Raw genomic sequence first — 25,157 nt, 5'->3', positions numbered from 1 at the left:
GGATCACGCGTCCATCCGCCCGATCGCGGCCCGGATGAGGTTCGACCGGATGACCTCGAGGTGCCCGGCGATCTCCCGCGCGAGCTCGAGTGCCTTCGCCTTCGAGGTCGCGTCCCCGCGCCGCGACACCGGCATGAGCGCGGACTCGATGAGCCCGACCTCGCGTTCGGCGGTGCTGCGGAAGGTGCGGAGGTGGCGCGGCTCGATGCCGGTGCGCTGCAGTTCGACGAGGGCCTTCAGCACGACGACGGAGTCCTCGCCGAAGGTGTCGGACGCTGGCAGCAGCGACGCGGTGACGGCGTCGGAGAGCAGCATGGGCGAGGCGCCGGCGGCACGCACGAGGTCATCGCGGGAGTACCGCTTCTCGCCGCCGAGGATCGAGGGCTTCGGACCGTCGCCGCCACCGGGCAGGACCGGGTCGCGCCCGGCGTCGACGTCGGCGAGGTACTCCTTGATGACCTTGAGCGGGAGGTAGTGGTCCCGCTGCAGCCCGAGCACGACCCGGAGGCGCTCCACGTCGGCGGGCGAGAACTTGCGGTACCCGCTGGCGGTCCGGACCGGCGTGACGAGGTCGCGTTCCTCGAGGAAGCGCAGCTTGGAGCTCGACAGGTCCGGGAACTCCGGCTTCAGCCGCGCGAGGACCTGGCCGATAGTCAGCAGGTCCGCGGCCGGCGAACCCGACCGCACCACGGCCGAGCGAGCAGCCACTACGCGTTCGCCAGGCGCGCCAGGTCGACGCGGGACGCGTAGAACGTCAGGCGGAACTTGCCGACCTGCACCTCGGCGCCGTCGGTGAGCTGTGCTTCGTCGATGCGGTCGCCGTCGAAGTACGTGCCGTTCAGCGAACCGAGGTCCTTCACGCTGAAGGTCGTGCCGCGCCGGAGGAACTGCGCGTGCTTGCGGGACACCGTGACGTCGTCGAGGAAGATGTCGGCGTCGGGGTGCCGGCCTGCCGTCGTGACGTCGGAGTCGAGCAGGAACCGGGCGCCGACGTTGGGACCGCGGCGGACCACGAGCAGCGCCGAGCCGGAGGGCAGGGCGTTGATCGCTTCACGTTCTTCGGGCGAGACACCGGACTCGGGCGTCAGTGCCGCTCCGAGTTCCATGCTGAAGGTCAGCGTCGTGTCGACCAGCCGCTGCTCCGGGGCACGCTGTCCCTCTGGCTGCGGGACCACTGGATCTGGCATCGGTGGACCTCCTCCTCTTGGCGTCCAAGCGTATCGGAAACGCGAGTGCCGTCGAGAGTCCCGTGGACGGGTGACACGACCTGTCCGCGGCGAGCGGACAGGCGCGCGACCCGACGACGGACGGGAGGCCCGGTGCCAGCTGGCACCGGGCCTCCCGTCCGTCGTGGTCGCGACCAGGCGGCGTCAGCTGCCGTCCTGCAGGATCCGCGCGATCTCGGAGTCCTTGAGCTTCACCCAGGGCGACCCGTCCGGGTCGCTCGTGGAGGCCTCCGGGCTGTCGCCCGTGTTCCACCACTTCGCCTGGTACGGGATCCCGTCGAAGAGGACGCGGTCCCCCGTGTCGTACGTCGCGGTGCCCGACCATGCGTCGTACGTCCCAGCGGGCAGGGTGACCTGCTGCACCGGCTTCTCGCCCTCGAGGACGGGGCCGACGAGCTGCCACGGGGTCTCGTAGGCACTCAGCACCGGGTCGTCCGGCAGGTCGCCCGAGGTCCACCACTTCGCCTGGTAGACGTTGCGGTGCCAGACGATCTTCGTGCCCTCGAGGTAGGACGCGTCCGCGCTCCACACCGGGTACGGGCTGGTCGAGGGGTCGTCCGTCGGCTCCGCGGTGGCCGAGGGCTCGGCGGTCGTGACGTCCGACGCGGCCGCGACGACCCCACCGCTGAAGCCCTTGCCGAGCACGTCCGCGAAGAGCACGCCGTCCTGGTCGACGCCGGAGCAGGAGTCCGACACGGTCGACAGGTTGACGTAGTTCGACCCACACGTCGTGTCGCGGTTGAGCGACCACATCGACATCCGGCCGAGTCCCTGCTGCCTCGCCCAGGTGTTGAGCTTCTTCGCGTCGGCCATCGTGAACACCTCGTCCTGCACGTCGTTCTGGCCGATCATCGGCGTCGCGCCGACCTTGTGCCAGAGCGTGCCGTCGGACAGCGGCGTGCCGGACCGCTCGTACAGGACGCCGAGCTGCCGGTGCACCTGCTGCAGCGTCTGGACCGAGGCGGAGTACATGCTCTGGCTCGCCCCCTTGCCGTCGCCGTAGTCCATCGTCATCGCGTTCACGCCGGCCAGGTCGACGCCGGCCTTGAGGAACTGCGCGACCGCGGTGGTGCCGTCGCTCGTCAGACCGGACGGCACCGCTGGGAGCGTCAGCCACACGGCGAGCGGGTGCCCGGCGGCTCGACGCTGCTCCTGCAGTTCCGCCACGGCCTTCGCGCGGCGCTCCCCCGCGGCGTGGTTCGTGAGGTCGTCGCCCTCGACGTCGTAGTCGACCGTGCTGACGTCGTAGCGCTTCACCACCGTCGTGTAGGCGTCGACCAGGTCGGAGCGGTTCGTGCAGGTCGTCGCGAGCTCGTCGTTCGAGAGGCCGCCGAAGGAGACCCCGACCTCGCCGTGCTGCTGCTGCAGGCGAGCGATGCGCCGGTCGAGGTCGAGCTGGTCGGATGCGCCCTGCAACGAGTAGAACGAGCCCCACGTCGGGGTGCACGCGGCGTCGTTGTCCGCCACGACGAAGGACAGCATCACGTTGCGGCCCTTCGCGGACTTGACGTCCTCGAAGGCGAAGGTCGGGGTGGCGGTCACGTCGGTGTACCCGGCGAACCAGGACTGCTGGGTCTCGGCGGCCTGCGCGGACTGCCAGCGGTCGAAGCCGACGTACCCGGCGGCGACGAGCGCGACGGCCACGACGGCGGCGAGGCCGACGCGGAGCGGGGAGAGGCGTTTCGTGGTCGACATGGTCAGGCGGCCGTCTTCTCGTTCGTGTCGATGGTCGTCGTGTCCTGGCGGCGCGTACCGGGGTGGTCCGTACCGTTGCCCGCTGCGCCGCGGCCCGCGCCGACGACGTCGGCGTGGTGGCGCTTCGGCATGCTGTGGCCGCGGTCGCCGAAGTAGAGGACGGCGCGCCAGTCCTCGGTGGCCGGTTCCTGCGGCTGCGTGCGGGCGCTCCGGCGTGCGGCGCGTGCCTGCTTGCGGGCCACCCGGGCAGCCGGGTCGTAGAACATCCACCGGGTCGCCCAGATGAACACGTCGACGACCGAGTTCCAGATCCCGATGTAGGCGACGATCGCGTACATCGCGAGCAGGGCGTTGAACGCGGCGAAGACCGCGTTGCCCCAGTTGCCCGCGTGGAAGTCCCGCACGAACGTGAACACCGAGAAGACGACCATCGCGTACGGCGCGAGGACGTACAGCGCCGGGGAGGCGGTCCGGTCCCGGACCTTCGGCGTGCGGGCGAACGGGATCTTCTTCGCGGTCAGTGCCTGCTGGATGCTCTTCAGCACGCCGGCCACGTTCACCGGCATCAGGATCAGGTTGAAGCCGTAGATGCGGAGCACGTCGGTGCGCTTGTACCCGCAGTACCGCAGGTCGCTGCCGAGGAGCCAGAAGTAGGGCAGGGCGGCGAGGAGCACCATCGGGCTGAGCAGTCGGGAGTCGTACGGGTAGGCGAGCAGGAAGATCAGGCCGAAGGACGCCCAGGCGATCGACGCCATGTAGTTGACGCGCAGGGACATCTCGACGATGCCGACCCGCTCGCCGCGGGCACGACGTTCCCGCACCTGGCGCAGGTACTTCGGCAGGATGAGCAGCCCGCCGTTGGCCCAGCGGCGCCGCTGCACGATCAGGGAGCCGAAGTCCGGCGGGGTCGCGCTGTAGGACAGGCGCTCCGGGTAGTTCACGAGCGACCAGCCGTGCATGCCGAGGTCGACGCTCGACTCGGTGTCCTCGATGACCGTGCGGTCCTGCACGTAGCGCTTCACCTCGAAGCCGCCGACGGTCTCGACCTCCTCGATGTCGCGGAGCGCACGGGTGCGGATGACGGCGTTCGCGCCGACCCAGAAGGTCGCGTTGTGCCGGGACATGCCCTGGTGCAGGATGTGCTGGATGTCGGTGGTCGCGCCGGCGAGCCGTTCGATGCGGGTCGCGGCGCCGCGGAACGACGAGTACGGGGTCTGCGTGACGGCGACGCGGGCGTTCTCCGGCTGCTCGAGGAAGTACACCAGGCGCAGGCAGTAGTCGCGGAGCAGGACCGAGTCGGCGTCGAGCGTCAGGACGTAGTCCGAGGCGGGGACGACCAGGTCGGCGTCCGCCGGGTCGCTGACCGTGCGGAGGATCGTGCCCGACGCGGTCTCGTCGAACGCGTACGCGCCGCCGAGCAGCCCGATGTACGAGTTCAGGTTCATCGCCTTGTTCGCCTCGTCCGAGAGGTTCGCGAAGCGCTTCCGCTCGAACGTGGTGATCTCGGCGGTGAAGGTCCAGGCCAGGCGGCGCTGGAGCTCCACGACGCGGGTGGACGGGATCTCGGTGAGCAGCGCACCCTGCCCGGCGCCGGCGCCGGCGCCGGCGGTGGCGGTGGCGTTGGCGCCGTCGTTGGCGCCGTCGTTGGCGTCGGCGTCCAGCGCGTCGACGATCGCCGCTTCGAGCGCCTCGGAGGTCAGCCGCAGCTCGTCCGCCAGTGCCACGAGGACCTGGTCGTGGAAGAAGTGGTCCACGTGGTCGACGACGTCGTGCTCGCGGGCGTGCCGACGGAGCCAGGCGTCCGCCCAGCGGTGGTGCTCGACGAGGGTGCGGAGCGAGTCGACGGTCGCCACGGGCGTGTGCGACGCCTCCACCTCGGCGGAGAGCAGCGCCTCCTGGAACCGCTCGGCCGCGGGGGCGAGCTGGTTCTGGATGGTGGCGGCGACGGCCCGGGTGCGCTGGAGCTTGTCGAGCGTCTCCGGGTCGGTGGGGAACGGCGCGTCGTCGACGAGCAGCACCACGCGGAGCGACGGGTACTCCTGCAGCGCCGCGGACCAGAGCGTCGTGGCGACGACGTCCGGCTCCTCGGCGTAGCTCGGTACCAGGACCGTCAGCGGCGACTCGTGCCCCTCGCCGAAGTGCCGGTCGAGCTCGGCGCGCGGGACGCGGACGTGGGTGGCGAAGCGCTCGAGCGCCCCCTGCCGAGCGACCAGGTGCATCAGCGCGGAGAACGTCAGGAAGGTGACGACGACCAGGTACGACAGCGCCTCGGTGGTGAACCGGAAGCTCTCGGTGCCGTAGTCCAGGAACTGGCGGATCACCGTGTAGACCACGTAGGCGAGCCAGAACGCGATCGTCAGGATGATGGCGATGCGGCCGGAGACGAGCTTCCGGTCGGAGGGGCGGGCGTGCAGGGTGTCGAGCGGGTCGGTCCGTCGCTCGGATCTCCACTGCCGACGGCGCACGGGCGCGTCGTCGAGCTGTTCGGGCATGGGTGTCCTTCGTTCGACCGGACCAGCGCTCGCTCGGGTCGGGGCACTGTCGGGAGTCCGGGGTCGTGTCCGACGTTAGGGGGACACCACGGGGGGCGTGGACACCCGGAAGGGGGGTTCTGAGCGTGCCTTGCGGGATCCCGCAATCCCGCGCGGATCCCCGTAACGGCGCGTCCGCAGGCGTGTCGCGTCCCACCCCGGACGGGAGGCCGGGGTCGCCCCCGGCGCGCGGCGCGCGGCGCGCGTCCGGCTCGCGCCGGGTGCGCGGCACGCGCCTGGCGTCCGGCCGGCGTCCGCCCGGCGCAGTCCGGGCGTCCGTCCGGCGTCCGTGAGATCGCAGTTGGTGTCGCCGCCGGCGCGGGCGACCGACACGGAGTGCGATCTCACCGGGTGCGGCAGCGGCGCGCGCGGCGCGCGGCGCGGCGCGGCGCGCCGCGTCAGCGGCCTCGGGCCAGGAGCCAGAGGAGGTACGGGGCGCCGACGACGCCCGTCACGACACCGACCGGCAGCGCGTTGCCCGGGATCGCGAACTGCGCGATGAGGTCGCTCGCCAGGACGATCGTCGCCCCGACCGCTGCCGACACCCCGAGCGCCACCCGCCCTCCGCCGACGAGCCGCCGCGCGATCGGCGCCGCCATCAGCGCGACGAACGACACCGGCCCCGCGGTCGCGACGGCAGCGGCGGTGAGCAGCACCGCGGTGAGGAGCAGCAGCACCTTCGCGCGGTTCGGCCGGAGTCCGAGGGACGACGCGACCTCGTCGCCGAGGGTCAGCACCGTGAGCCGCGGCGACTGCAGGAGCGCCGCCACCGCGAGCACGACGAAGGCCACACCGAGGAGTCCGACGACCCCGCGGTCGACCGCGTTCAGGCTGCCGGAGAGCCAGAGGAGCGCCGTGCCGGCCTGCTGCACCGTGCCGCTCGTGAGCATCCACCCGGTGACGCTGAGCGACATCGCCGCGACGCCGATCCCGACGAGCACGACCCGGTTGCCGGTGATCCCCCGGCGCCAGGCGAGCCCACCGATGACGATCGCGACGACGATCGCCCCGACCAGCACCACGGCGAAGAGCGAGGGGCCCGAGGCACCGAAGAGCACGATCGCGGTGAGGCCGGACGCGCTCGCACCGGACGTGATGCCGATGACGTCCGGGCTCGCGATGGGGTTCCGGACGACGCTCTGCACGATGCCGCCCGCGACACCGAGGCTCGCGCCGACGAGCAGCGCCGCCAGGGTCCTGGGACCGCGGAGCTGCCCGATCACGAAGTCCGACACGGTGTCGCCGTGGCCGAACATGGCCGCGACGACCTGACCGGGCGAGAGCGGGATCTCGCCGACGCCGAGCCCGACGAGCACCAGCGCCACGAGCACCACGACGACGGATCCGAGCACGACGAGCTCACGCCGGAGTCCGTGGACGGCGGCGCGCACGCGCACGACCACCCCGGTCACAGCCCCTTCACCGCCTTCGAGCGGACGAGCGCGATGAACACCGGCGCGCCGATCAGCGCCGTGACGATCCCGACCTGCAGCTCCCCCGGGTACGCGACGACCCGGCCGATGACGTCCGCGACGAGGAGCAGCGCGGGGGCGACGATCGCGGACAGCAGGATCGTCCAGCGGTGGTCCGGCCCGCTCAGGCGCCGGACGGCGTGCGGCACGGCGAGCCCGATGAACGCGATCGGACCGGCGGCGGCGACCGCGGACCCGGCGAGGAGCACGGTCACGAGTCCCCCGACGGCACGGACGAGCACGACGCGCTGTCCGAGCGAGGCCGCGAGCTCGTCGCCGAGTGCCAGGGTGTTCAGCGAGCGGCCGAGGGCGAACGCGATGACGAGCCCGACGAGCACCGGGATCGTGACGACGCTGGCGGTGCCGAGGTCCTTCCCCGCGAGCGCGCCGACCTGCCAGAAGCGCAGCTGGTCGAGGAGGCTCTGGCTCGTCACGAGGACCGCGGTCGTGATCGACCCGAGCGCCGCGGCGACCACGGCGCCGGACAGCGCCAGGCCGACCGCGGTCAGGCCACGCCGTGCGACCGCGGCGATGCCGTACACGAGGAGCGCCGCCAGTGCCGCGCCGGCGAACGCGAACGGCAGGTACGCCGCGGTGCCGCTGATGCCGAACAGCGCGATGCCGGTGACGACGGCGAGGGCGGCGCCGGAGTTGATGCCGAGGATGCTCGGGTCCGCGAGGGGGTTCCGGGTCACGCCCTGCATGACCGCGCCCGCGACCCCGAGCGCCGCTCCGGCGAGGAGCCCGACGACGGTCCGCGGGACCCGGTTGCCGAGCACGATCAGCCCGACCTCGTCGTTCCGCCCGGGGTGCGTGACCGCGTCGAACACCGTGGCCAACGGGATCGGGCGCGACCCGAAGGCGATGCTGAGCGCCACGGCGACGGCGAGCACGAGGACCGCCAGGACGGTCGCCCCGACGAGACGGGGCACGGAGCTGGGCGCGGGAGGCGCTGGCGACGGGGAACGCATGAGAGGTGAGGCAACCCTAACGTGCGACGGTCCACGGCGATCGCCGAGCGAGTCATGAGCGGGCGCAGGGGTCGCTCATAGGTTCGTCATTGGGAACGGGCTTGTACTCGTATCCATCGACGCCCGACCGGGACGTCGAGAGCGACCGGAGAGCACCGATGAACGAGACCCCGAACCCCGACGCCGAACCGGGCACGACGCCGATCGACGCACAGGACACCGCCCCCCGCTCGACGTGGGAGGCCCCGCACGCGGACGCTTCGACGCTCCGCCCGGCCTACGCGTTCGACGGCTCTGGTCCGTACCTCTACGCACCCGACGGCTCCGGCCCCTACGCCTACGCGGCGGACGGTCGCGGCCCGTACCTGGTCGGGAGCCCGGCCCTCGCCGGCACCGCCAGCGCCTGGACGCACGCCGCCCAGCACGGCGACACCTCCGGCACCCGGCACGGTGCTCCGTACGGTCAGCCGTACGGCGCGGCGGCCCCCGGGCACCAGGGATGGAGCGGCGCGTTCGGCACCCGTCCCGGCACGAAGAAGCGCAAGCTCGGTCTGGTCATCGGCTCCGGCATCGCGGCACTCGCCATCGTCGGCGCCGCGGGCGGCACGGCACTCGGGCTCTCCTCGCAGAGCACGCAGACCACCTCGAGCCAGTCGCAGGGCACCACGACCACGCCGGACACCGGGAGCGGGAGCGGCACCGACGGCAGCGGCACGAACGGCTTCACCGTCCCGGGTGACGGCAGCGACAGCAGCGGGTCGAGCACGAGCACCGAGTCCGCCGCCACGGCCGCGACGGCAGCCCAGAAGAAGGGCGTCGTCACGATCAACACCGTCCTGAACTACGACGAGTCCTCGCAGGCCGCCGGGACCGGGATGATCCTGACCTCCGACGGCACGATCCTCACGAACAACCACGTCATCCAGGGCGCGACGAGCATCACCGTCACCGACGAGACAACCGGCAAGGAGTACAAGGCCGACGTGGTCGGGGCCGACGCGACGAACGACGTCGCGGTCCTGAAGCTCGAGAACGCCTCGGGTCTGTCCACCGTCACGCTCGACGACGACGGCGAGCCGAGCACCGGCGACACCGTCACCGACGTCGGCAACGCCGAGGGCACGGGCAACCTGGTCGCCGCCGAGGGCACCGTCACGGCGACCGACCAGGACATCCAGGTCCAGAGCGAGTCCGGGACCGGGACCGAGTCCCTCACCGGGCTCATCGAGGTCGCGGCGAACATCGTCTCCGGTGACTCCGGCGGTCCGGTGCTCGACTCCGAGGGCGAGGTCGTCGGCATGGCGACCGCGGCATCCTCGGGCACGGCGAACGTCACCGGGTACGCGATCCCGATCACCACGGCGAAGTCGATCGCGGAGAAGATCCTGGCGGGCGAGTCCTCCTCGACCATCACGATCGGACTGCCGGCGTTCCTCGGGGTCGAGATCAGCAGCACCGCGACCGGTACCACGAGCGGCGTCGCCGTCGCCGGCACCGTCGACGGCTCGGGTGCGGCGACGGCCGGACTGGCCGCCGGTGACACGATCACCTCGATCGACGGCACCGCCATCACGACGTCGGACCAGCTGACGCAGGTCATCCAGTCGAAGTCGGTCGGCGACAAGGTCTCCGTCGGCTACACGAACAGCGCCGGCACCGCGGCCACCGTGACGGTGACGCTCACCGCCGGTCCCGCGCTCTAGGGAGCGTCAGCGGGACCCCGCGCCTGAGGCATCGTCGGCGGGGACCAGGAACGCCCGGACGAGCGACCGGTACACGTTGGCCGGCGACTCCGCACTGAACGCGGAGGCGCCGGCCTCCGTGCGTCCGACGCGGGCGAAGCCGATGCCCTCAGCGTGCACGATCGTGATCGGCCGGGGCTTCCCGGGTCGGCGCAGGTACGAGACCGTCCAGGGCGCTGCCCAGAACCGGGCCAGGCGGGGATCCGCCTCGACGATGTCCGCGGGCAGGTCGGGAGCGTCGTCGCCTCCGGCGACGCGCCGGCCGAGCAGGTCGGCCCGGAGCGTCGCAGTCCGGAACGGGAAGGTCCATGCCGGGCCGACACCGAGCCTCCCGGCGGCCACGGCGACCACGCGTTCGGCCGCCAGCCGCGTGACGACGGACGTGGTGTCGTCCGGTGCGTCGACCACCGTTCCGGACCAGGCCTGGAGGCGCGACACGCGCCCGTCGGGCAGGTGCTGTTCCAGCGTGGTCGGCTGGGCATCGCCGCCCCACGGCTCGAGCAGTTCCTGGGTGCTCGCGGGGACCGTGCCGAAGCGGCTGACGAGTCCGGCCTCGACGAGGGCGCGGCCGCCCGGGGTGCGCAGGAGCGTCGGGCTCCAGCGTTTGCCGGCCATGCTCGTCAGGGTCGTGAGGGCCTCGTGGCCGAGGTGTGCGCCGCTGACCTCGGCGGGGGCTGCTGCGGCCGGGAGTGCTTCGAGGTCGCGCGGGGAGCTCGCCGAGACCGGGCCGACGGCACGGACGGACTCGAGGACGGCGAACACGACGTCGTCGGTGTCGTCGAGGCGGGCGAGGGGGCGCTCGACCGTGACGTCGACGCGGTGCCGTCCGGTCACGAAGAGCAGGTGCGCGCCGACGATGTCGCCGGGGCCGTCCGGGTCGTCGTGCTCGTGCTCGTTGCCGGCGTCCGGGCGGACGTACTCGACGAGACGTGCCGGCGCGCCGACGGTTCCCCAGACGTCGCAGCCGACGAGGAGCAGTCCCTCGACCGAGCCCGGGAGCCGGTCGAGGAGCGAGCCGTTCTCGTCGCCGATGGTGCGGTCGCTCGGGCGGGACCGGACGGTGATGACGACGTCGTCGCCGGTGACGCGCAGGTCCGCCTGGGCGACGTCCTCGCGCTGCCACGAGTCGGGGCGGCGGAGGGTGACGCGGGCGGTGCGGTCCTCGGTGCCGAGCGGGACGGGGACGGGCATGGCCCGAGGCTACGACGGCCCGAGGGGTCGGGCGGCGGCGGCTCGCCGCGCGCGGCCGAGGCCGGGCGGGCGCGGGCTTGGTGCAGTGTGCGAGGTTCCGTACAGCGTGCGGGGGTTCGGGCGTCGCACGGTGTCCGGAAGCTCGCACGGTGCGGACGGGCCTCGCACGGTGCGAGGCCCGCCGGGTCAGCGCGGACGGGGTGCCGGGGGCGGCGGGACGCGCTTCGCGGCGACGACGTCGGCGAGGGCGACCTCGACCGGGCCGCGGCGGGTGTCGATCGTGACGGAGTGCGGCGTGCGCGCGGTGATCTCGCCGAGGGCGTCCCGGGCTCCGGCGTCGTGGTGTGCCCGGACGACGACACGCTCCCCGAGGGCCACCTCGGTCAGGACCCCGAGGGCCAGGGCCCGGGCGACCCGCGCCTGCTCGCTCGCGTCCATGCCCCCGAGCGTACGTGTTCGCCCCGACGACAGTCGAGCGGGCGAAATACCAGGCTCGGGCGGGCATGGGACCCGGGCATTTCGCCCGCTCGGCGGGTGGGGGCGGGTGGGGGCGGGCGAGCGGGCGGGATGGCAGGCTCGGGCGGCATGTGACCCGGGTATTTCGCCCGCTCGGCGCGGGCGGGCGGGCGCGCCTAGGGTGGGGGCATGGACAAGGCCCGGGTGGACAGCTGGATCTGGGCGGTCCGGATCACGAAGACCCGGTCCGCGGCGACGACCGCGTGCAAGGCCGGGCACGTCAAGGTGAACGGCGAACGGGCGAAGCCGTCGCAGCCCGTCGGCCCCGGGGACGAGGTCCGCGTGCGACAGGCCGGGTTCGACCGGATCGTCGTCGTGAAGAGCATCATCCTCAAGCGCGTCGGAGCCACCAAGGCGGCGAAGCACCTCGAGGACAAGACGCCGCCGCGGCTCCCCAAGGAAGAGGCCGGGTTCGTCCCGATGCGCGAGCGCGGGGCCGGACGACCGAGCAAGCGGGAGCGCCGGGACCTCGAGAAGCTCCGGGGCTACTGACCCCGAGCCAGGCCGACCTCAGATGAAGCGGACGGTCTGCTGCAGACGATCGCGGATCTCGAACACGTCGACGGCGCCCTCGGGTGACCAGACGCCGTTGAGCACCTGCCCGAGCGCACTCCGCCGGACCACGAGCGCCGTGGGCTTCCGCTGCGGCCCGACGACCTGCACGTCGTGGTCGACCGCGGAGTCCGGGACGACGAGCAACCGGCCGGTGAAGCGGACCCGCGTCTGCTTCTGCACGGCGCGGGCCGCCCGGACGAGTTCCTTCACGGGACGCTCCCCCGGCTCGAGGGTCTCCCCCACGATCTCGCCGTGGTCGATGCTGACCGGGCCGCCCCAGTCGATCGACTCCAGCGCCCAGAGCCCGCTCGGCATCAGCACGACGTGGTCGAGCTTGCCCTCGGCGCCGGCGTCGAGGTCGTGCCACACCGTCACGCCGATGCCCATGTCCGCGACGATCGACGCGGTGGCCTCTTCGGCGAGGGCCTCGCCGAGCAGCCGGCGGATGTACCGCGGGGCGGACCGGATGAGCTTCGGGTCGTACGGGTCCTCGATGGGGTCGCCGAGTCCGACCCACTCGCGCTCCGCCGCGAGGAACACCTCACGCGACCGACCGCCGGGGTGTCCGTGGGACCGGGCACGGGGGCGGGAGTCGCGGCGCGCCGTGGGTGGTGCGTACTCGTCGCGACCCGACCCGGGCCTCCAGGCCGAGCTGCCGGACGCGCCGGACGGGGCGGACGTGGGGCGCGATCCGGAGTCGTACGCGCGACGCGCGGTCGGCGTGCCGACGCGCTCCCAGGCGACCTGCACGCGGCGGAACCGCACGGCGTCTCCGCCGAGGTCGGGATGCGTCTCGCGGGCGGCACGCCGGTAGGCGCGACGGAGTTCCTCGTCGTCGGCGGTCGCGGCGACGCCGAGGACTTCGTACGGGGTGGCGTCGGCCGGGCTGTCGGTCATGGCACTGGCACAGTACCCGACGGCGCGTATGCATCCGCCGCACGTGCGCTGGGCAGTGTCTGGGCGGGAGGTCAGGCGAGCTCGGACGCCGACGGCAGGCCGAGGAACCGCGCGTGGTGGACGGCAGCCGACTGCAGCGCGCGGACCACCGGCGCGGCGAGCGGCTCGAACGGCGTCACGGTGGTGCGGACGTCCCGGGTGCGCTCGACGCTCTTCCACGTGCCGACGACCTGCCCGCGGTGCACGGCCATCGGCAGGAACATGCCGTTGCCGCCGGGGACGACCCGGTCCGCGTGCACGGCGTCGAGGTGCCCGCTGCGGTCCGCGTACCCGAGCAGGTACTCGTCGAAGCCCGGGAGCAGCTGCCCGGTCGCGATGCCGCCGGGCTCCGGACGGTCGACGCGGGCGATGAGTCCATCGCCGAGGTCCTCCACGGCGTCGCCGGCAGCGGCCCGGGCGCGGCGGACGTCCCCGAGGGGCAGCTTCGTCCAGCTCGCGGCGTCGGCCTCGGTCGCCGGGCCCCGACCGCGGAGGTAGCCGAGGAGCGTCCGCCGCAGCGCTTCGTCCCGGTCGGGCACGGGTTCGGCTGCTGGCGCCCACTCGTCGAGCAGCACGAGTTCCTGGCCGACGCGGCCGGTCGGCCCCCAGGCGACGAGGCCCTCCTGCGCCAGGTGGAGCAGCAGGTGGTAGCCGCGGCCGCCCGCGGGGTCGATGCCGGCGTCCCGGAAGCGCCCGAGCATCCCGTCGCGGTCGAGGGACCGGCCCCCGCCGAGCGCCTCGACGGTGGTGTCACGGGCGCGGGCGACGACCGCGTCGTCGATGCCGAGCTCGGCCGCGCGGCGGGTCAGCGCCCGCAGCGTGCGCGAGGCGGTCAGTGACAGGAGCGTTCTGAGGTCGTCGGGTCGGAGCACGTGCAGGGTGCCCCGCATCGGCCACGACCGGACGAACTCCCCGCGGTCGAACGCGGCGCGGACGTCGGCGCGCGTGAGGCCGAGCGCGCGCGACCCGATCGCCCAGAGCGACTGCCCGAGGTCCTGCGCCTGGAGCGCCGTCATGTGCGTGACGACGTCGAGCGCCGACCCGCCGACGACGCCGGGACCACCGCGCACCCCGATCCGCTGCGCGGCGAGTCGCATCGCGCGGAGCTGGGCTGGGGTGGTCACGCTGGAGACCCCGGCGCGCTCAGGCCACCGCGGCGGAGATGTCGTCCACGTGCTGCTCGATGTACGCCACGTCGGCGCGGTACAGCTCGGCGTGCCCGTGCGCCAGGTCGCTGACGAACTTCGGGTTGCCCGCTGCCGCCTCGGACTCGAGCGTCGTCACGAGGGCGACGATCGAGGCCACCATGGTGTCCGCCAGGCGGGCCCGGGACGGCTCGTCGAGGCCGTACGCGCGGCAGAACTCCGCGGCCCGCGCCAGACGCTGGTCGAGCGCGGGGGCCGTCGAGCCCTCGACCTCGCCCGTGGTGAACGGTGCGAAGCGGTAGACCGCACTCGCCACGTCCCAGACGCGGGGGCCGGGGTGCGCGGTGTCGAAGTCGATGATGCCGACCGCGGCGATGCCGTCGTAGACGCAGTTGTACGGGGCGAAGTCGCCGTGCACGACGGTCTCGACCGGTGCGCGAACCGACTGGGACCAGACGTCGCGGTGCTCGTCGAGCGGGAACGTGGCCGCGGCGTCGTGGTAGTGCCGGAGCATCCGGGCACTGGTGACGAGGGCTGCCTCGCTCGCGATGTCCTCGGTCCACGGGTACTCCCCCGCGACCCCGGGCACGAAGGACACCGTCTCGAGGTTGTCCCCGAGCTCGATGGGTTCCGGTGCCGCGACGAACCCCTGTTCGTGGAGGTGCCCGAGCAGGCGGTGGACGGTGGGCGTCCACGGCCCGGCAGGCCGGTGGACTCGGTCATCTGCCCTGGTGATGCGCTCCATGGGAGCCCTCCTGTCGCGGTCGTCTCCGTTGACGTGCTTCCGGCGTGTGGGCAAGCGTATCGGCCAGGACCTGGTGATGTCGCGATCCATTCGCACGCATGAGCGGACATTCGTTCGCATGCACCGTTGCATGCAAGGCGTAGGATCGGTCCCGTGAACAGCACGACCAACGCCCAGGCCGCGTCGGACCGGGCCTACGACCACGTCAAGCGCGCGATCATCCGCGGCGACCTGCCCGGCGGTGCCGCCATCAGCGAGAACGCCCTGTGCCAGGACCTCGGGGTGTCCCGGACGCCCGTGCACGAGGCGTTCCTGCGCCTGGCGTCCGAGGAACTCCTGACGCTCGAGTCCCGGAAGGGCGCCGTCGTGCGCCCGATGTCCCCGAACGAGGCGGCGGACGTGCTGGAGATGCGCGAGGCGATCGAGAGCACCGCCGCCCGCCGGGTCGTCGCGGACGGCCGCGTGGCCGATCTCGCCCCGAGCCTCGCGGCGATGCTCGACGAACAGGCGACCGCGGTCGCCGCCGGGGACGTCGACCGGTTCATCGAAGTGGACGCCGAGTTCCACGGTGCCGTGATCGGCGCATCGCGGAACGCCGTCGCCGTGCTCTTCGCGCGGACCCTGCGCGATCGGCAGCAGCGGCTCCGGCACCAGCTGATGCGGGTGCAGCCGTCCCAGCTGCAGGCGTCGCTCGACGACCACCGCGCGCTCGCGGACGCACTCCGGGACGGGGACGCCGCCCGCTACGCCGAGGTGCTCAGCGCCCACGTCGCATCGCACCGGGGTGCCCTGTGAGCGCCACCGGGTCGATCCCCACGACGGGCTCGGTGGCGCTGCCGCGGGCCCGCGTCATGCCCTGGGTGGCCGTGTGGGGAGCGGTGTTCGTCTGCTCGTGGGGCGGCAACCAGTTCAGCCCGCTGCTGCTCATGTACGAACAGCGCGCGCACTACTCCTCGGTGCTCGTCAACGTCTTCCTCGGGGTCTACGTCCTCGGGCTCGCGCCGGCGCTCCTCGTCGCCGGGTCCCTGTCCGACCGGCACGGCCGCCGCCCGCTGATGCTCGCGGGCATCGCCTCCGCCGTCGTCGGGAGCGGACTGCTCGCCCTCGGCCCGCTCGGCCCGGGGTTCCTGATGGCCGGGCGCCTGTTCGCCGGGATCACCGTCGGCATCGCCATGGCAGTCGGGAACAGCTGGGTGAAGGAGCTCTCGCAGGGCCGCTTCGACCGGCGTGCCGACGCCGGGGCCGGTGCCCGTCGTGCGTCGCTGGCGTTCACGCTCGGCTCGGCGTCCGGTGCGCTCGTCGCCGGGCTCATCGCGCAGTGGGGTCCGATCCCCGAGGTGCTGCCCTTCCTCATCCACATCGCGGTCGCGCTGCCCTTCGCCGTGATCGTGTGGCGGACACCGGAGACGCAGACCTCGGGCGGCGTCGCCGGGCCGTGGTGGCGGCAGCTCCGGGTCCCGAGTGCCGGACACCGGCGGTTCACCCGTGTGGTGCTCGTCGCGGCACCCTGGATCTTCGGCTCGGCCGCGATCGGGTACGGGTACCTGCCGACCCGGCTCGAGGGAGCCACCGGCACGTGGGGGCTCGTGTTCGCCACCGCCGCCACGGTCGTGGCCCTCGGGGTGTCGAGCGCCGTGCAGCCGATCGCGAAGCGCGTGCACTCGGTCACGTCGGCCCGGGGTCTGGCGTGGGCGGTGTTCCTGATGACGCTCGGCATCGCGGTCGTCGGGGTCGCGATCGTGCTGCAGTCGGTGTGGGTCGGGCTCGCCGCGAACGTGGTGATCGGCGTCGGGATCGGGTTCGCGCTCGTGTCGTCGTTGCTCGAGGTGCAGCGGATCGCGGGGCCGCGGGACCTCGCCGGGCTGACGGGAGTGTTCTACGCGGCGGCGTACGCCGGGTTCCTGGCGCCGGCGGTGATCGCCGCGGTCGCGAGCGTCGTGGCGCTGCCCGTCATCATCGCGGTGATCGTGGCGCTCGGGCTCGTGTCGTGGGTCGGCGTCCTGGTGTCGTCCCGGCGGCACATCCCGGCGGCGTAGGGCGCCCGGGCTCGCACCGTGCGAGGTGCGACGTACGGTGCGACCTACGGTGCGACCTACGGTGCGAGGTTCCGGACACGGTGCGACGCCCTGGGCCTCGCACCGTGTCCGGAACCTCGCACACTGCGGGAAGCGGCGCGCGGCGGCGCGCGCAGCGGCGGCGCGCCGCGCTACAGCCGGTCGCGGAGCCAGCTCGGGCCGCGCGTGGAGACGGCAGCGCCGAGCGCCGTCACGCGCTCCCGGAGCTCCCGGTCCGCCGTGACGACGACGACCGGGGCGTGCCCGGCGTCGAGCGCCGCTGCGGCAGCGTCGACGATCGCGTCGTCCCCGGACCCCGCCGCGCGCTCCACCGACACGAGCCCGCCGACGCGCGACCCGGCACCGGCGACATCGGCGGCACCAGCGGCACCACCAGCGGCACCACCGGCGGCGGCAGGGGCACCGGCGGCGTCGGCCGCATCCACCGCGCGGCCCTCGAGCACCACGGTCCAGCGCGGCCACCACTGCGTGAACCCGAGCTCGAGCGCGTCGGCGGGCAGCCCCACCGCGGCGAGCGCCGTCACCTCTGTGATCAACCGCGACGCGGCCCCCGCCCGGTCCTTCCACCACCCGTCCGGCACGCTCCCGACGACGTTCGCCGCGTCGACGACGACGTGCGGCGTGGTGCCGATCGCGTCCCGCAGCGCGGGCCAGGACGCCCCGAAGCCCGGGTGCAGCGGCAGCGCGTCGACCTCGGCGAGCGGGATCCAGGAGAGCGCCAGGCTCTCGCGGTCGCTGATGACCGGCTCGAACGGCGCGCTGGCCCGTCCGACCACGGTCGTGTAGGTCCAGAACCCGAGGTCGAGCACCGAGGTGTGCCGGAGGTCGATGCCGTCGAGCGGCACCCCGGCCTCTTCCGCGGACTCCCGGAGCGCCCCCGTGACGGCGTCCTCGTGCTGGTGCCGTGCGCCGCCGGGGATGCCCCAGGTCCCGCCGTGGTGGCTCCACTCGACGCGGTGCTGCAGGAGCACGCGGCCGTGGCCGTCGTCGACGAGCAGTCCGGCGGCGCCGAACACGCCCCACGCCTTGGTGCCGTCGGGTCCGTACGCCCAGGCGTCGCCGGGATCGCGGGGGCCGGGCGGCGGACCGGGAGGCAGGTCATCGGGCACGCACCCACCCTTCCACACGCTGCCGTGGACGGGCCGTCATGTGACCGCGGGCGTCGTGTACGGTGCTGATCGAGACACGGGGTGCCGCATCCAGCGGCTGAGATCACACCCGTCGAACCTGCTCGAGCTCGTACTCGCGAAGGGATCGTCCATGGAAACTCCTGCGCCCGCATGGCCGGAACGCACCGCTGCACTCCTCGAGGCCGTCAGGGCCAGGAGCCCCCTGGTGCAGTGCATCACGAACACGGTGGTGCAGAACGTCACGGCGAACGTGCTGCTCGCCCTCGGCGCCTCGGCCGCGATGGTCGACGTGCCGACCGAGGCCGGCCCGTTCGCCCACGTCGCCGACGCCCTGCTGGTGAACACCGGCACGCCGCACGCCGAACCGCGGGCGGCGTCGCTCGAGGCCGCCGCCGCTGCCGCCGGGTCCGGCACGCCGTGGGTGCTCGACCCGGTCGCGGTCGGTTCGCTGCCGGTGCGCACGGCCCTGGCCCGTGACCTGCTCGCGCTCCGCCCGACCGTCCTGCGGGGCAACGCGTCCGAGGTGCTCGCCCTGCTCGGGTCCTCCGCCGGTGGGCGCGGCGTGGACAGCACGGCCGGCACCGACGACGCGCGTGCGTCCGCCGTCGATGCGACCGCCGGGAGGCTGCTGGGCGCGGTGGCCGTGTCGGGTCCCGTCGACCTCGTGGTCGGGCCCGGCGACGCCGGCGTGCCGGTTCGGGTCGCGAACGGCACGGAGCTGCTCACGCGGATCACGGGCGGCGGCTGTGCGCTCGGGGCGGTGATCGCCGCGTTCGCGTCGGTGGCCCCCGGGGACCCGGTCGCCGCTGCCGTCGCGGGTACGGCCGTGCACACGATCGCGGCGGAGCTCGCCGCGCGGGATGCCGGCGGGCCGGGCACGTTCCAGCCGCTGTTCCTGGACCGCCTGGCGTCGCTCACGCCGGACGACGTCGTCCGCGAGGCACGGATCTCCGAGGAGACGGCGGCATGAGGGACGTCGGCGTCTACCTGGTCACCGACGGGGCGCTCGCGGACCGGCACGGGCACGGGGTGCTCGGCGTCGTCCGGGCCGCGGTGCACGCCGGGGTCCGGATGGTGCAGGTGCGGGACAAGCAGGCGAGCGCCCGGGACCTGCTGGCGCTGACCGCCGCGGTCGCGGACGCGGTCGGCGACCGGGCGGAGGTGGTCGTGGACGACCGGCTCGACGTCGCCCTGGCCGCTCGGCACGCCGGGCACCGGGTCGCCGGCGTGCACCTCGGGCAGTCCGACGTGCCGGTGTCCGCGGCGCGGGCGCTCCTCGGGCCGGACGCGCACGTCGGGTTGACCGCGAACACCCCGGCGCACCTCGCGGCCCTCGACCGGCTCCCCCGCGGGACCGTGGACCTGCTCGGCGTCGGGGTCGTGCACCCGACGTCGACGAAGCCGGACCACCCACCGGCGCTCGGGCACGACGGGTTCGCCCGGCTCGCTGCGGCGACGGACCTGCCGTGCGTGGCGATCGGCGGGGTCGACCTCGACGACGTCGCGCCCCTGCGTGCCTCCGGTGCGGCGGGCATCGCCGTGGTGTCCGGCATCTGCGCTGCGCCGGACCCCGGTTCGGCGGCCGCGGCGTACGTGGCGGCGTGGGCCGGCTCCGGAGCCGAGCGCCCGCACGACGTGGGCCGACGTGACGGAGGCGAGCCCGGCCTCCCGTCCGGATCGGAGGACGCGCGGTGAGCGGGCCGGTGCGGGTGCTGAGCATCGCCGGGACCGACCCGACCGGCGGCGCCGGGCTGCAGGCTGACCTCAAGGCGATCGCGGCTCACGACGGGTACGGGATGGCGGTCGTGACGGCCGTCGTCGCGCAGAACACGCACGGCGTGCGGTCGGTGCACGTGCCGGACGTCCGCGTCCTGCGCGACCAGCTCGACGCCGTGTCGGACGACGTGGTCGTGGACGCGGTGAAGACCGGGATGCTCGGGACCGCGGCCGTCGTCCGCGAGGTGACCGACTGGCTCCGTACGACCCGGCCGCCGGTCGTCGTCGTGGACCCGGTGATGGTCGCGACGAGTGGCGACCGACTGCTCGACGCGGACGCGGAGCAGGCGATGACCGAGCTGCTCGTGCTCGTCGACCTCGTGACGCCGAACCGGGCGGAGCTCGCGGTGCTGGCCGCGTCCGCCGGTGCGGAGCCGGCGGATCCGCTCGATGCCGCTCGTGCGGTCGCGGAGCGGTGGGACGTCCTGGTACTCGCGAAGGGCGGGCACGCGGACGGGCCGACCTCGGACGACGTGCTCGTCGCGCCGGACGGGAGCGCCCGGGTGTTCTCCGCGCCGCGCGTCGACACGGCGAACACGCACGGGACGGGGTGCTCGCTGTCGAGTGCGGTCGCGACGCTGATGGCGCGGCACGGTGACTGGGAGGTCGCGGTCGGCGAGGCGAAGGCGTGGTTGACGGCGGCGCTCCGCGGGGCGGACGCCCTCGGGGTCGGGACGGGCAACGGGCCGATCGACCACGGGGCGGTGGTCCGGGCGGCGCTGCCGGAGCCGCGGTACACGGACGTGTGGTGGGAGGACGTCCGGCCGGTGCTCGACGCGACGATCCGGGCGCCGTTCCTGGTGCGGATGGCCGATGGCACGCTGGAGCCCGACGTGTTCGCGGGCTACCTCGCGCAGGACGTGCACTACCTGCGGGCCTACGAGGAGCACCTCGCCGCGATCGGGAGCGCCGCACCCGTGGGGTCCGACCAGGCCGCGTTCTGGGCGACCGCCGCTGCCGGCTGCGCGGAGGAGGCGGCGAGCCTGCACCACCGCCGGCTCGCCGGGACGCACGCCAACGACCCCGTGCACCCGACGTGCGCCGGGTACCTCGCGCACCTGCGGGCGGCCGCGGACTCCGGCGACGTCGCGGTCCTCGCCGCCGCGGTGCTGCCGTGCTTCCGGGTGTACGCGTGGGTCGGATCGCAGCTCGGGGTCGCGCCGGTCGGGCACCCGTACGCGGACTGGATCACGGCGTACGGCGACCCCGGGTTCGCGGCGTCGAGTGCTGCGGCGACGGAGCACGTGGAGACGATGGCGCGGGCGGCGAGCCCGGCGGTGCGGGGTGCGATGGCGCGGGCGTTCCGCGCCTCGACGCGGTGGGAGCTGGCGTTCTTCCGGATGCCCTACGCGCTCGGCGTCGGCGGGGTCGTGGGGGTCGGCGACGCCGCGGGGGTCGACGACGCCGCGGGGGTCGGCGACGCCGCCGGGGTCGGCGACGCCGCGGGGGTCGGCGACGCCGTCGCGCTCGGCGACGCCGCGGGGGTCGGCGACGCCGCGGGGGTCGGCGACGCCGCTCCTGGGGCCAGTCGGACGAGCACGACGTCGAGTGCCCCGTCGGACACCGTGCAGCGCATCCAGGTGAAGTCGGGCTGACGACGCCGGTCGGTCGGCGACCCCGGGTTGAGCAACCGCAGCCCTCCCGGGGCCGTCGTGTCCCACGGGATGTGCGAGTGCCCGAAGACGAGCACGTCCGCGTCCGGGTACGCCGCGGCCGCCCGCCGTTCGCGTCCGGTGGCCGCACCCGTCTCGTGCACGAGCGCGACGCGGAGCCCGTCCACCGCGAAGCGAGCGACCAGGGGCAGCCGGTCGTCGAACTCCGGGCCGTCGTTGTTCCCCCGGACGCCGACGAACGCGGTGCTCCTGGTCTCGATCGCGTCGAGCGTCGCCAGGTCCACCCAGTCGCCGGCGTGCACCACGAGGTCCGCGGCGTCGATGTCGGCCCACAGCGCTGCCGGCAGGTCCTTCGCGCGCTTCGGCAGGTGTGTGTCCGAGAGCAGGACGACGGAGGTGGTCACCGCGCCTCGGGCTGGCGGTTCGCCACGTTCGCCCCGTTCGGCATCGGGAGCCCGGCCTCGTCCGAGGCGCCGAGCCGTTCGAGCAGCCCGGCGAGCAGTGCGATGTCGTCGTCGGACCAGCTCGCGATCCGCTCGTCGAGGGCGTCGCGGTGCAGCTGCACGGAGCGTTCGAGGGCAGCGCACCCCGCCTCGGTCGCCGCCAGGGGCTTGGCGTTGCCGGTGCCGCCGTCGGTGGTGCGGATGAGTCCGGCGGCCAGGAGTCCGGACAGCTGCCGGGAGATCGTCGAACGGTTCAGCCGCAGGTACCTGGCGATGTCGATCGCCATGCACCCCTCGTGCTGGACGATGAAGTCGACGAGCGACTGGTCGACGACGCTGAGCACGGACTCGGTACCCCGTGCGCGGATGCTCGCGCGCCGGGTGATGCGTGAGAGCTCGGTGTAGGCGCGTCCGATGTCAGCGTTGCGGACGTCGGACCTCGGGTGGTCCATCGTGCCTCCAGCCATTCCTGCCGCCTCCCCACGGGTCGACGTCGGTCTTCCTGTGCCGGTCACCTCGTGGGGCGACGGCGGTCTTCGTGTGCCGGTCACCATACCGGCGGCCCCCGGACCGCGGCTACTCGCCGCGGATCGCGGCTTCGAGCGTGGGGATGTCCAGCTTGACCATCTGCATCATCGCCGCGTAGGCCCGTGCCCGGCCGTCCGCGTCGCCGCCGGCGCCCATCAGCTCGGCCCAGTTCGCCGGGGTCACCTGCCACGACACGCCCCACGCGTCGGTGAGCCAGCCGCACATCGACGGCGTCCCACCAGCGTCCAGGAACGCGTCCCAGATCCGGTCGAGTTCGTCCTGGTCGTCCACGTCGACCTGGAACGAGATCGCGTCGGAGTGCGGGTGCCCGGGCCCGGCGTTCATGGCGCGGTACGGCTTCCCGCCGAGCACGAACTCGACGACGAGGGTCGAGCCGTCCGGCATGCGCTCGACGTGCTGGACGGAGGAGTCCGGGATGACCGACGTGTAGAAGGTGGCTGCCTCTTCGGCCTGCCCGTCGTACCAGATGAAGGGGACGATCTGTCGCACGGTGGTGCCTCCTCGGGTGACTCAGTCCGCGACGTTGCGGCTGAGCAGAGCTGCTCGCTCGGGGTGTTCGTCGAACCACGTGCCGACGAACCAGCACATCGGGACGATGCGCTTGTCGTTCTTCGCCTCGACGTCGTCCACGGCGTACGCGACGAGCTCGGCGGCGTAGCCGTGCCCGCGGTGCTTCGGGACCGTGTGTGTGCGGGAACGCGACGGCGTCGACGTTCTCGCGGTAGTCGAGCACGCTCACGAGTTCACCGTCGACGTACATCGCGTACCGACTCTGGTCGGTCTCGTCACGGAACTCGTGTGCCATGTCGCCATCATGCCTCGGAATGCACGAAGCGGCACGGCGTTGTGTGGTCACCATGAGCACTGACGACATCACCACGATCGGCATCATCGGCGCAGGCAACATCGGATCGCAGCTCGCACGGCTCGCGGTCCGGAACGGGTACCAGGTCGCGATCGCGAACTCACGCGGCCCGGAGACCCTGCAGGACCTCGTGTCCGAGCTCGGCGAGCACGCACGTGCCGTCACCCGCGACGAGGCGGCCGCCGCGGGCGACCTGGTCGTGGTCACCACGCCGCTCGCCGCCATCGAGACGATCCCCGTCGAGCCGCTCGTCGGCAAGGTCGTCATCGACACGAACAACTACTACCCGCAGCGCGACGGACACATCGCCGCGCTCGACGACGAGACGACGACCACGGCGGAGCTGCTGCAGGACCACCTGGTCGGGGCGAAGGTCGTCAAGGCGTTCAACCACATCATGGCCTCGGACCTGACCACCGCGGGGACGCCGACGGGCACCGAGGGTCGCCGGGCGCTGATCGTGGCGGGGGACGACGCCGACGCCAAGCGGACCGTGTCCGACCTGCTCGACGAGTTCGGGTTCGACGCGGTCGACATCGGTCCGCTCGCCGAGGGCTGGCGCATCCAGCGGGACACCCCCGGCTACGTCAAGCCGTACGCGGCGCTCGACCTCGAGCTCGCCGTCGCGGACGCCAAGCGCTACCGCGACATGTGAGCGCATCGGTGAGCGTGCGACGCGCACGCCCACCAGGGGCGTGCCAGGCGCACGCCCGCCAAGCGCGTGCCAGGCGCACGCCCGTCAGGCGCGTGTCAGGCGCACGCTCGCCGCGTCTGCTCAGGCCTCGTCGAAGATGACCGTCATCTCGGCGAGGTCGTCCTCGCTCGGCACCCACGTGGCGCCGGCCTCGACGTTCTGCACGATCTGCTCGGGCTTCGTCGCCCCCGCGATCACGCTCGTCAGCCCCGGCTGCGCCAGCAACCACGCGAACGTCGCCTGCAGCATCGTCACGTCACGCTCGTCACAGAACCGCTGGTACTCCTCGAGCGCGTCCCACGGGGCGCTCTCGAGCAGCTCGGGCTTGAGCTTCGACAGCCGTCCGTCCGCCGGTCCGCCCTCGCGCGTGTACTTGCCGCTGAGCAGCCCGTTGTAGAGCGGGAAGAACGGCAGGAACCCGAGCGCGTAGGCCCGGACTGCCGGCAGCACCTCGGCCTCCACGCCGCGGGACAGCGGGCTGTACTCGTTCTGCGCGGAGACGAACGCCGTGGTGCCGGCGATCGACGCGGTGAGCTCGGCCTCGGCGACCTGCCACCCGGCGAAGTTCGAGTGCCCGATGTAGCGGATCTTGCCCTCGCGCACCAGGTCGTCGAGGACCGACAGGGTCTCCTCGATCGGCGTCACCGGGTCGGGACGGTGCATCTGGTACAGGTCGATCCAGTCCGTGCCGAGGCGCCGCAGCGACGACTCGACGGCGAGCCGCACGTAGCGCCGGGAGCCGCGGACGTCCCAGTCCGGCCCGTTGACGCCGCGCATGTCCATGCCGAACTTCGTCGCCAGGACGACCTGGTCGCGGCGCCCGGCGATCGCCTTCCCGAGCATCGACTCGGACTGCCCGGGAGTGCCGCCGTAGATGTCGGCGGTGTCGAGGAGCGTGACCCCGGCGTCGAGTGCGGCGTGCACGACGCTGTCGGTGCCCGCCTGCGTCTCGGTCACCGTGCCGACCCGGCCGAAGTTGTTGCAGCCGAGGCCGACGGTGGACACGACCAGCCCCGAAGGGCCGAGTGGACGGTGTTCGATGTCTGCCATGCCTCGACCGTACCGATCACCCCGGAACTGGGGCTGCATCGGCCGCACGGGTTCCCGTTACAACTGACGATGGATCAGGACACCGGAGGGAGCAGCGCACGTGGCGTCGCATCGCATGCACGATTCCGATCGACCCCGTCGGCCCGTTCCGGCGTGGGTGACGGCTCCCTTCGTCGACGGTCCCGTCGACACGACAGGCGACGGAACGGTCACCGGCCTGGAGGCTGACCTCACCCC

General features: G+C 73.3%; 23 protein-coding genes, 2 pseudogenes and 1 riboswitch. Of the genes and pseudogenes, 8 read left to right on the top strand and 17 right to left on the bottom strand.

Annotated elements, in window-relative coordinates:
* Nucleotides 1-3: 3 nt before the first annotated feature.
* The 6 genes from ACIPJY_RS00530 to ACIPJY_RS00505 form a co-directional block, all read right to left on the bottom strand.
* On the bottom strand, nucleotides 4-708 hold the full coding sequence (locus tag ACIPJY_RS00530; RefSeq protein WP_400460656.1) for a MerR family transcriptional regulator: 705 nt from the start codon (nucleotides 706-708) through the stop codon (nucleotides 4-6).
* Nucleotides 708-1,187: an FHA domain-containing protein gene (locus ACIPJY_RS00525; RefSeq protein ID WP_400460658.1), complete on the bottom strand. Its 480-nt coding sequence runs from the start codon at nucleotides 1,185-1,187 to the stop codon at nucleotides 708-710. The genes ACIPJY_RS00530 and ACIPJY_RS00525 overlap by 1 nt, the downstream gene beginning before the upstream one ends.
* Nucleotides 1,188-1,370: 183 nt before the next feature.
* Complete coding sequence (locus ACIPJY_RS00520; protein ID WP_400460660.1) at nucleotides 1,371-2,921, bottom strand: chitinase; 1,551 nt, start codon at nucleotides 2,919-2,921, stop codon at nucleotides 1,371-1,373.
* Between the two features lie 2 nt (nucleotides 2,922-2,923).
* Nucleotides 2,924-5,413, bottom strand: a complete 2,490-nt coding sequence (locus tag ACIPJY_RS00515) for a glycosyltransferase family 2 protein (RefSeq protein ID WP_400460662.1) — start codon at nucleotides 5,411-5,413, stop codon at nucleotides 2,924-2,926.
* Between the two features lie 437 nt (nucleotides 5,414-5,850).
* Nucleotides 5,851-6,864: a FecCD family ABC transporter permease gene (locus tag ACIPJY_RS00510; RefSeq protein WP_400460664.1), complete on the bottom strand. Its 1,014-nt coding sequence runs from the start codon at nucleotides 6,862-6,864 to the stop codon at nucleotides 5,851-5,853.
* Nucleotides 6,861-7,895, bottom strand: coding sequence for a FecCD family ABC transporter permease (locus ACIPJY_RS00505; protein ID WP_400460666.1), 1,035 nt, complete (start codon nucleotides 7,893-7,895; stop codon nucleotides 6,861-6,863). The genes ACIPJY_RS00510 and ACIPJY_RS00505 overlap by 4 nt, the downstream gene beginning before the upstream one ends.
* A gap of 158 nt (nucleotides 7,896-8,053) precedes the next feature.
* On the opposite strand from ACIPJY_RS00505, the gene ACIPJY_RS00500 reads away from it, so the two are divergent.
* Entirely contained in the window at nucleotides 8,054-9,598 is a 1,545-nt protein-coding gene (locus ACIPJY_RS00500) for a trypsin-like peptidase domain-containing protein (protein WP_400460668.1), read from the top strand.
* A 6-nt stretch (nucleotides 9,599-9,604) separates the two neighbouring features.
* Here the strand turns inward: ACIPJY_RS00500 and ACIPJY_RS00495 are convergent, their stop codons facing one another.
* Together ACIPJY_RS00495 and ACIPJY_RS00490 are read right to left on the bottom strand one after the other, a co-directional pair.
* Nucleotides 9,605-10,828 carry a hypothetical protein gene (locus ACIPJY_RS00495; RefSeq protein ID WP_400460670.1) on the bottom strand — a complete coding sequence of 408 codons (1,224 nt, stop codon included), beginning with the start codon at nucleotides 10,826-10,828 and terminating at the stop codon, nucleotides 9,605-9,607.
* A 186-nt stretch (nucleotides 10,829-11,014) separates the two neighbouring features.
* Nucleotides 11,015-11,266 carry a hypothetical protein gene (locus ACIPJY_RS00490; RefSeq protein ID WP_400460672.1) on the bottom strand — a complete coding sequence of 84 codons (252 nt, stop codon included), beginning with the start codon at nucleotides 11,264-11,266 and terminating at the stop codon, nucleotides 11,015-11,017.
* A gap of 207 nt (nucleotides 11,267-11,473) precedes the next feature.
* Here ACIPJY_RS00490 and ACIPJY_RS00485 point away from each other — a divergent pair, with 207 nt between their 5' ends.
* On the top strand, nucleotides 11,474-11,836 hold the full coding sequence (locus tag ACIPJY_RS00485; RefSeq protein ID WP_400460674.1) for an RNA-binding S4 domain-containing protein: 363 nt from the start codon (nucleotides 11,474-11,476) through the stop codon (nucleotides 11,834-11,836).
* Nucleotides 11,837-11,854: 18 nt separating this feature from the next.
* On the opposite strand, the gene ACIPJY_RS00480 is transcribed toward ACIPJY_RS00485, so the two are convergent.
* From ACIPJY_RS00480 to ACIPJY_RS00470, 3 genes are all read right to left on the bottom strand, one after another.
* On the bottom strand, nucleotides 11,855-12,796 hold the full coding sequence (locus tag ACIPJY_RS00480) for a DnaJ domain-containing protein (RefSeq protein WP_400460676.1): 942 nt from the start codon (nucleotides 12,794-12,796) through the stop codon (nucleotides 11,855-11,857).
* A 71-nt stretch (nucleotides 12,797-12,867) separates the two neighbouring features.
* On the bottom strand, nucleotides 12,868-13,959 hold the full coding sequence (locus ACIPJY_RS00475) for a winged helix DNA-binding domain-containing protein (protein ID WP_400460678.1): 1,092 nt from the start codon (nucleotides 13,957-13,959) through the stop codon (nucleotides 12,868-12,870).
* A 19-nt stretch (nucleotides 13,960-13,978) separates the two neighbouring features.
* Nucleotides 13,979-14,725 (bottom strand): phosphotransferase, encoded by a 747-nt coding sequence (locus ACIPJY_RS00470; protein WP_400460680.1) that lies wholly within the window; start codon nucleotides 14,723-14,725, stop codon nucleotides 13,979-13,981.
* A 153-nt stretch (nucleotides 14,726-14,878) separates the two neighbouring features.
* Here ACIPJY_RS00470 and ACIPJY_RS00465 point away from each other — a divergent pair, with 153 nt between their 5' ends.
* A complete protein-coding gene (locus ACIPJY_RS00465) occupies nucleotides 14,879-15,520 on the top strand; it encodes a GntR family transcriptional regulator (protein ID WP_400460682.1) in 642 nt (213 codons plus the stop codon).
* Nucleotides 15,517-16,761 (top strand): MFS transporter, encoded by a 1,245-nt coding sequence (locus ACIPJY_RS00460; RefSeq protein ID WP_400460684.1) that lies wholly within the window; start codon nucleotides 15,517-15,519, stop codon nucleotides 16,759-16,761. Before ACIPJY_RS00465 ends, ACIPJY_RS00460 begins: the two co-directional genes overlap by 4 nt.
* A 170-nt stretch (nucleotides 16,762-16,931) precedes the next feature.
* Here the strand turns inward: ACIPJY_RS00460 and ACIPJY_RS00455 are convergent, their stop codons facing one another.
* The gene (locus tag ACIPJY_RS00455) at nucleotides 16,932-17,909 is read right to left on the bottom strand and encodes an NUDIX domain-containing protein (RefSeq protein WP_400460686.1); all 978 of its coding nucleotides are present in this window, start codon (nucleotides 17,907-17,909) and stop codon (nucleotides 16,932-16,934) included.
* A gap of 67 nt (nucleotides 17,910-17,976) precedes the next feature.
* Nucleotides 17,977-18,072: riboswitch (TPP riboswitch) on the top strand.
* Between ACIPJY_RS00455 and thiM the strand changes: the two genes are divergently transcribed.
* The 3 genes from thiM to thiD all read left to right on the top strand — a co-directional run bounded on the left by thiM (nucleotide 18,061) and on the right by thiD (nucleotide 21,301).
* A complete protein-coding gene (gene thiM / locus ACIPJY_RS00450; RefSeq protein WP_400460688.1) occupies nucleotides 18,061-18,900 on the top strand; it encodes a hydroxyethylthiazole kinase in 840 nt (279 codons plus the stop codon). Its footprint overlaps the riboswitch before it by 12 nt.
* The gene (gene thiE / locus ACIPJY_RS00445) at nucleotides 18,897-19,625 is read left to right on the top strand and encodes a thiamine phosphate synthase (protein WP_400460690.1); all 729 of its coding nucleotides are present in this window, start codon (nucleotides 18,897-18,899) and stop codon (nucleotides 19,623-19,625) included. The genes thiM and thiE overlap by 4 nt, the downstream gene beginning before the upstream one ends.
* Nucleotides 19,622-21,301, top strand: coding sequence for a bifunctional hydroxymethylpyrimidine kinase/phosphomethylpyrimidine kinase (gene thiD / locus ACIPJY_RS00440; RefSeq protein ID WP_400460691.1), 1,680 nt, complete (start codon nucleotides 19,622-19,624; stop codon nucleotides 21,299-21,301). The genes thiE and thiD overlap by 4 nt, the downstream gene beginning before the upstream one ends.
* Here the strand turns inward: thiD and ACIPJY_RS00435 are convergent.
* From ACIPJY_RS00435 to ACIPJY_RS00420, 4 genes and pseudogenes are all read right to left on the bottom strand, one after another.
* Nucleotides 21,229-21,723 (bottom strand): annotated as a pseudogene (locus ACIPJY_RS00435) (metallophosphoesterase family protein); the annotation flags it as partial. The gene thiD and the pseudogene ACIPJY_RS00435 sit on opposite strands and share 73 nt — an antisense overlap.
* Nucleotides 21,720-22,229 carry a MarR family winged helix-turn-helix transcriptional regulator gene (locus ACIPJY_RS00430; RefSeq protein WP_400460693.1) on the bottom strand — a complete coding sequence of 170 codons (510 nt, stop codon included), beginning with the start codon at nucleotides 22,227-22,229 and terminating at the stop codon, nucleotides 21,720-21,722. The gene ACIPJY_RS00430 and the pseudogene ACIPJY_RS00435, both read right to left, overlap by 4 nt.
* Nucleotides 22,230-22,338: 109 nt before the next feature.
* Entirely contained in the window at nucleotides 22,339-22,800 is a 462-nt protein-coding gene (locus ACIPJY_RS00425; protein ID WP_400460695.1) for a VOC family protein, read from the bottom strand.
* Between the two features lie 21 nt (nucleotides 22,801-22,821).
* Nucleotides 22,822-22,944, bottom strand: a pseudogene (locus ACIPJY_RS00420) (N-acetyltransferase); the annotation flags it as partial.
* Between the two features lie 239 nt (nucleotides 22,945-23,183).
* Between ACIPJY_RS00420 and ACIPJY_RS00415 the strand changes: the two are divergent.
* Nucleotides 23,184-23,831, top strand: a complete 648-nt coding sequence (locus tag ACIPJY_RS00415; RefSeq protein ID WP_400460905.1) for an NADPH-dependent F420 reductase — start codon at nucleotides 23,184-23,186, stop codon at nucleotides 23,829-23,831.
* 120 nt (nucleotides 23,832-23,951) lie between these two features.
* Here the strand turns inward: ACIPJY_RS00415 and ACIPJY_RS00410 are convergent, their stop codons facing one another.
* Nucleotides 23,952-24,920, bottom strand: a complete 969-nt coding sequence (locus tag ACIPJY_RS00410) for an aldo/keto reductase (protein WP_400460697.1) — start codon at nucleotides 24,918-24,920, stop codon at nucleotides 23,952-23,954.
* Nucleotides 24,921-25,157: the final 237 nt, after the last annotated feature.

It is taken from the genome of Curtobacterium sp. NPDC090223, assembly GCF_044746585.1.
Taxonomy (GTDB): domain Bacteria; phylum Actinomycetota; class Actinomycetes; order Actinomycetales; family Microbacteriaceae; genus Curtobacterium.
This window is presented reverse-complemented; position numbering and strand designations above follow the sequence as displayed.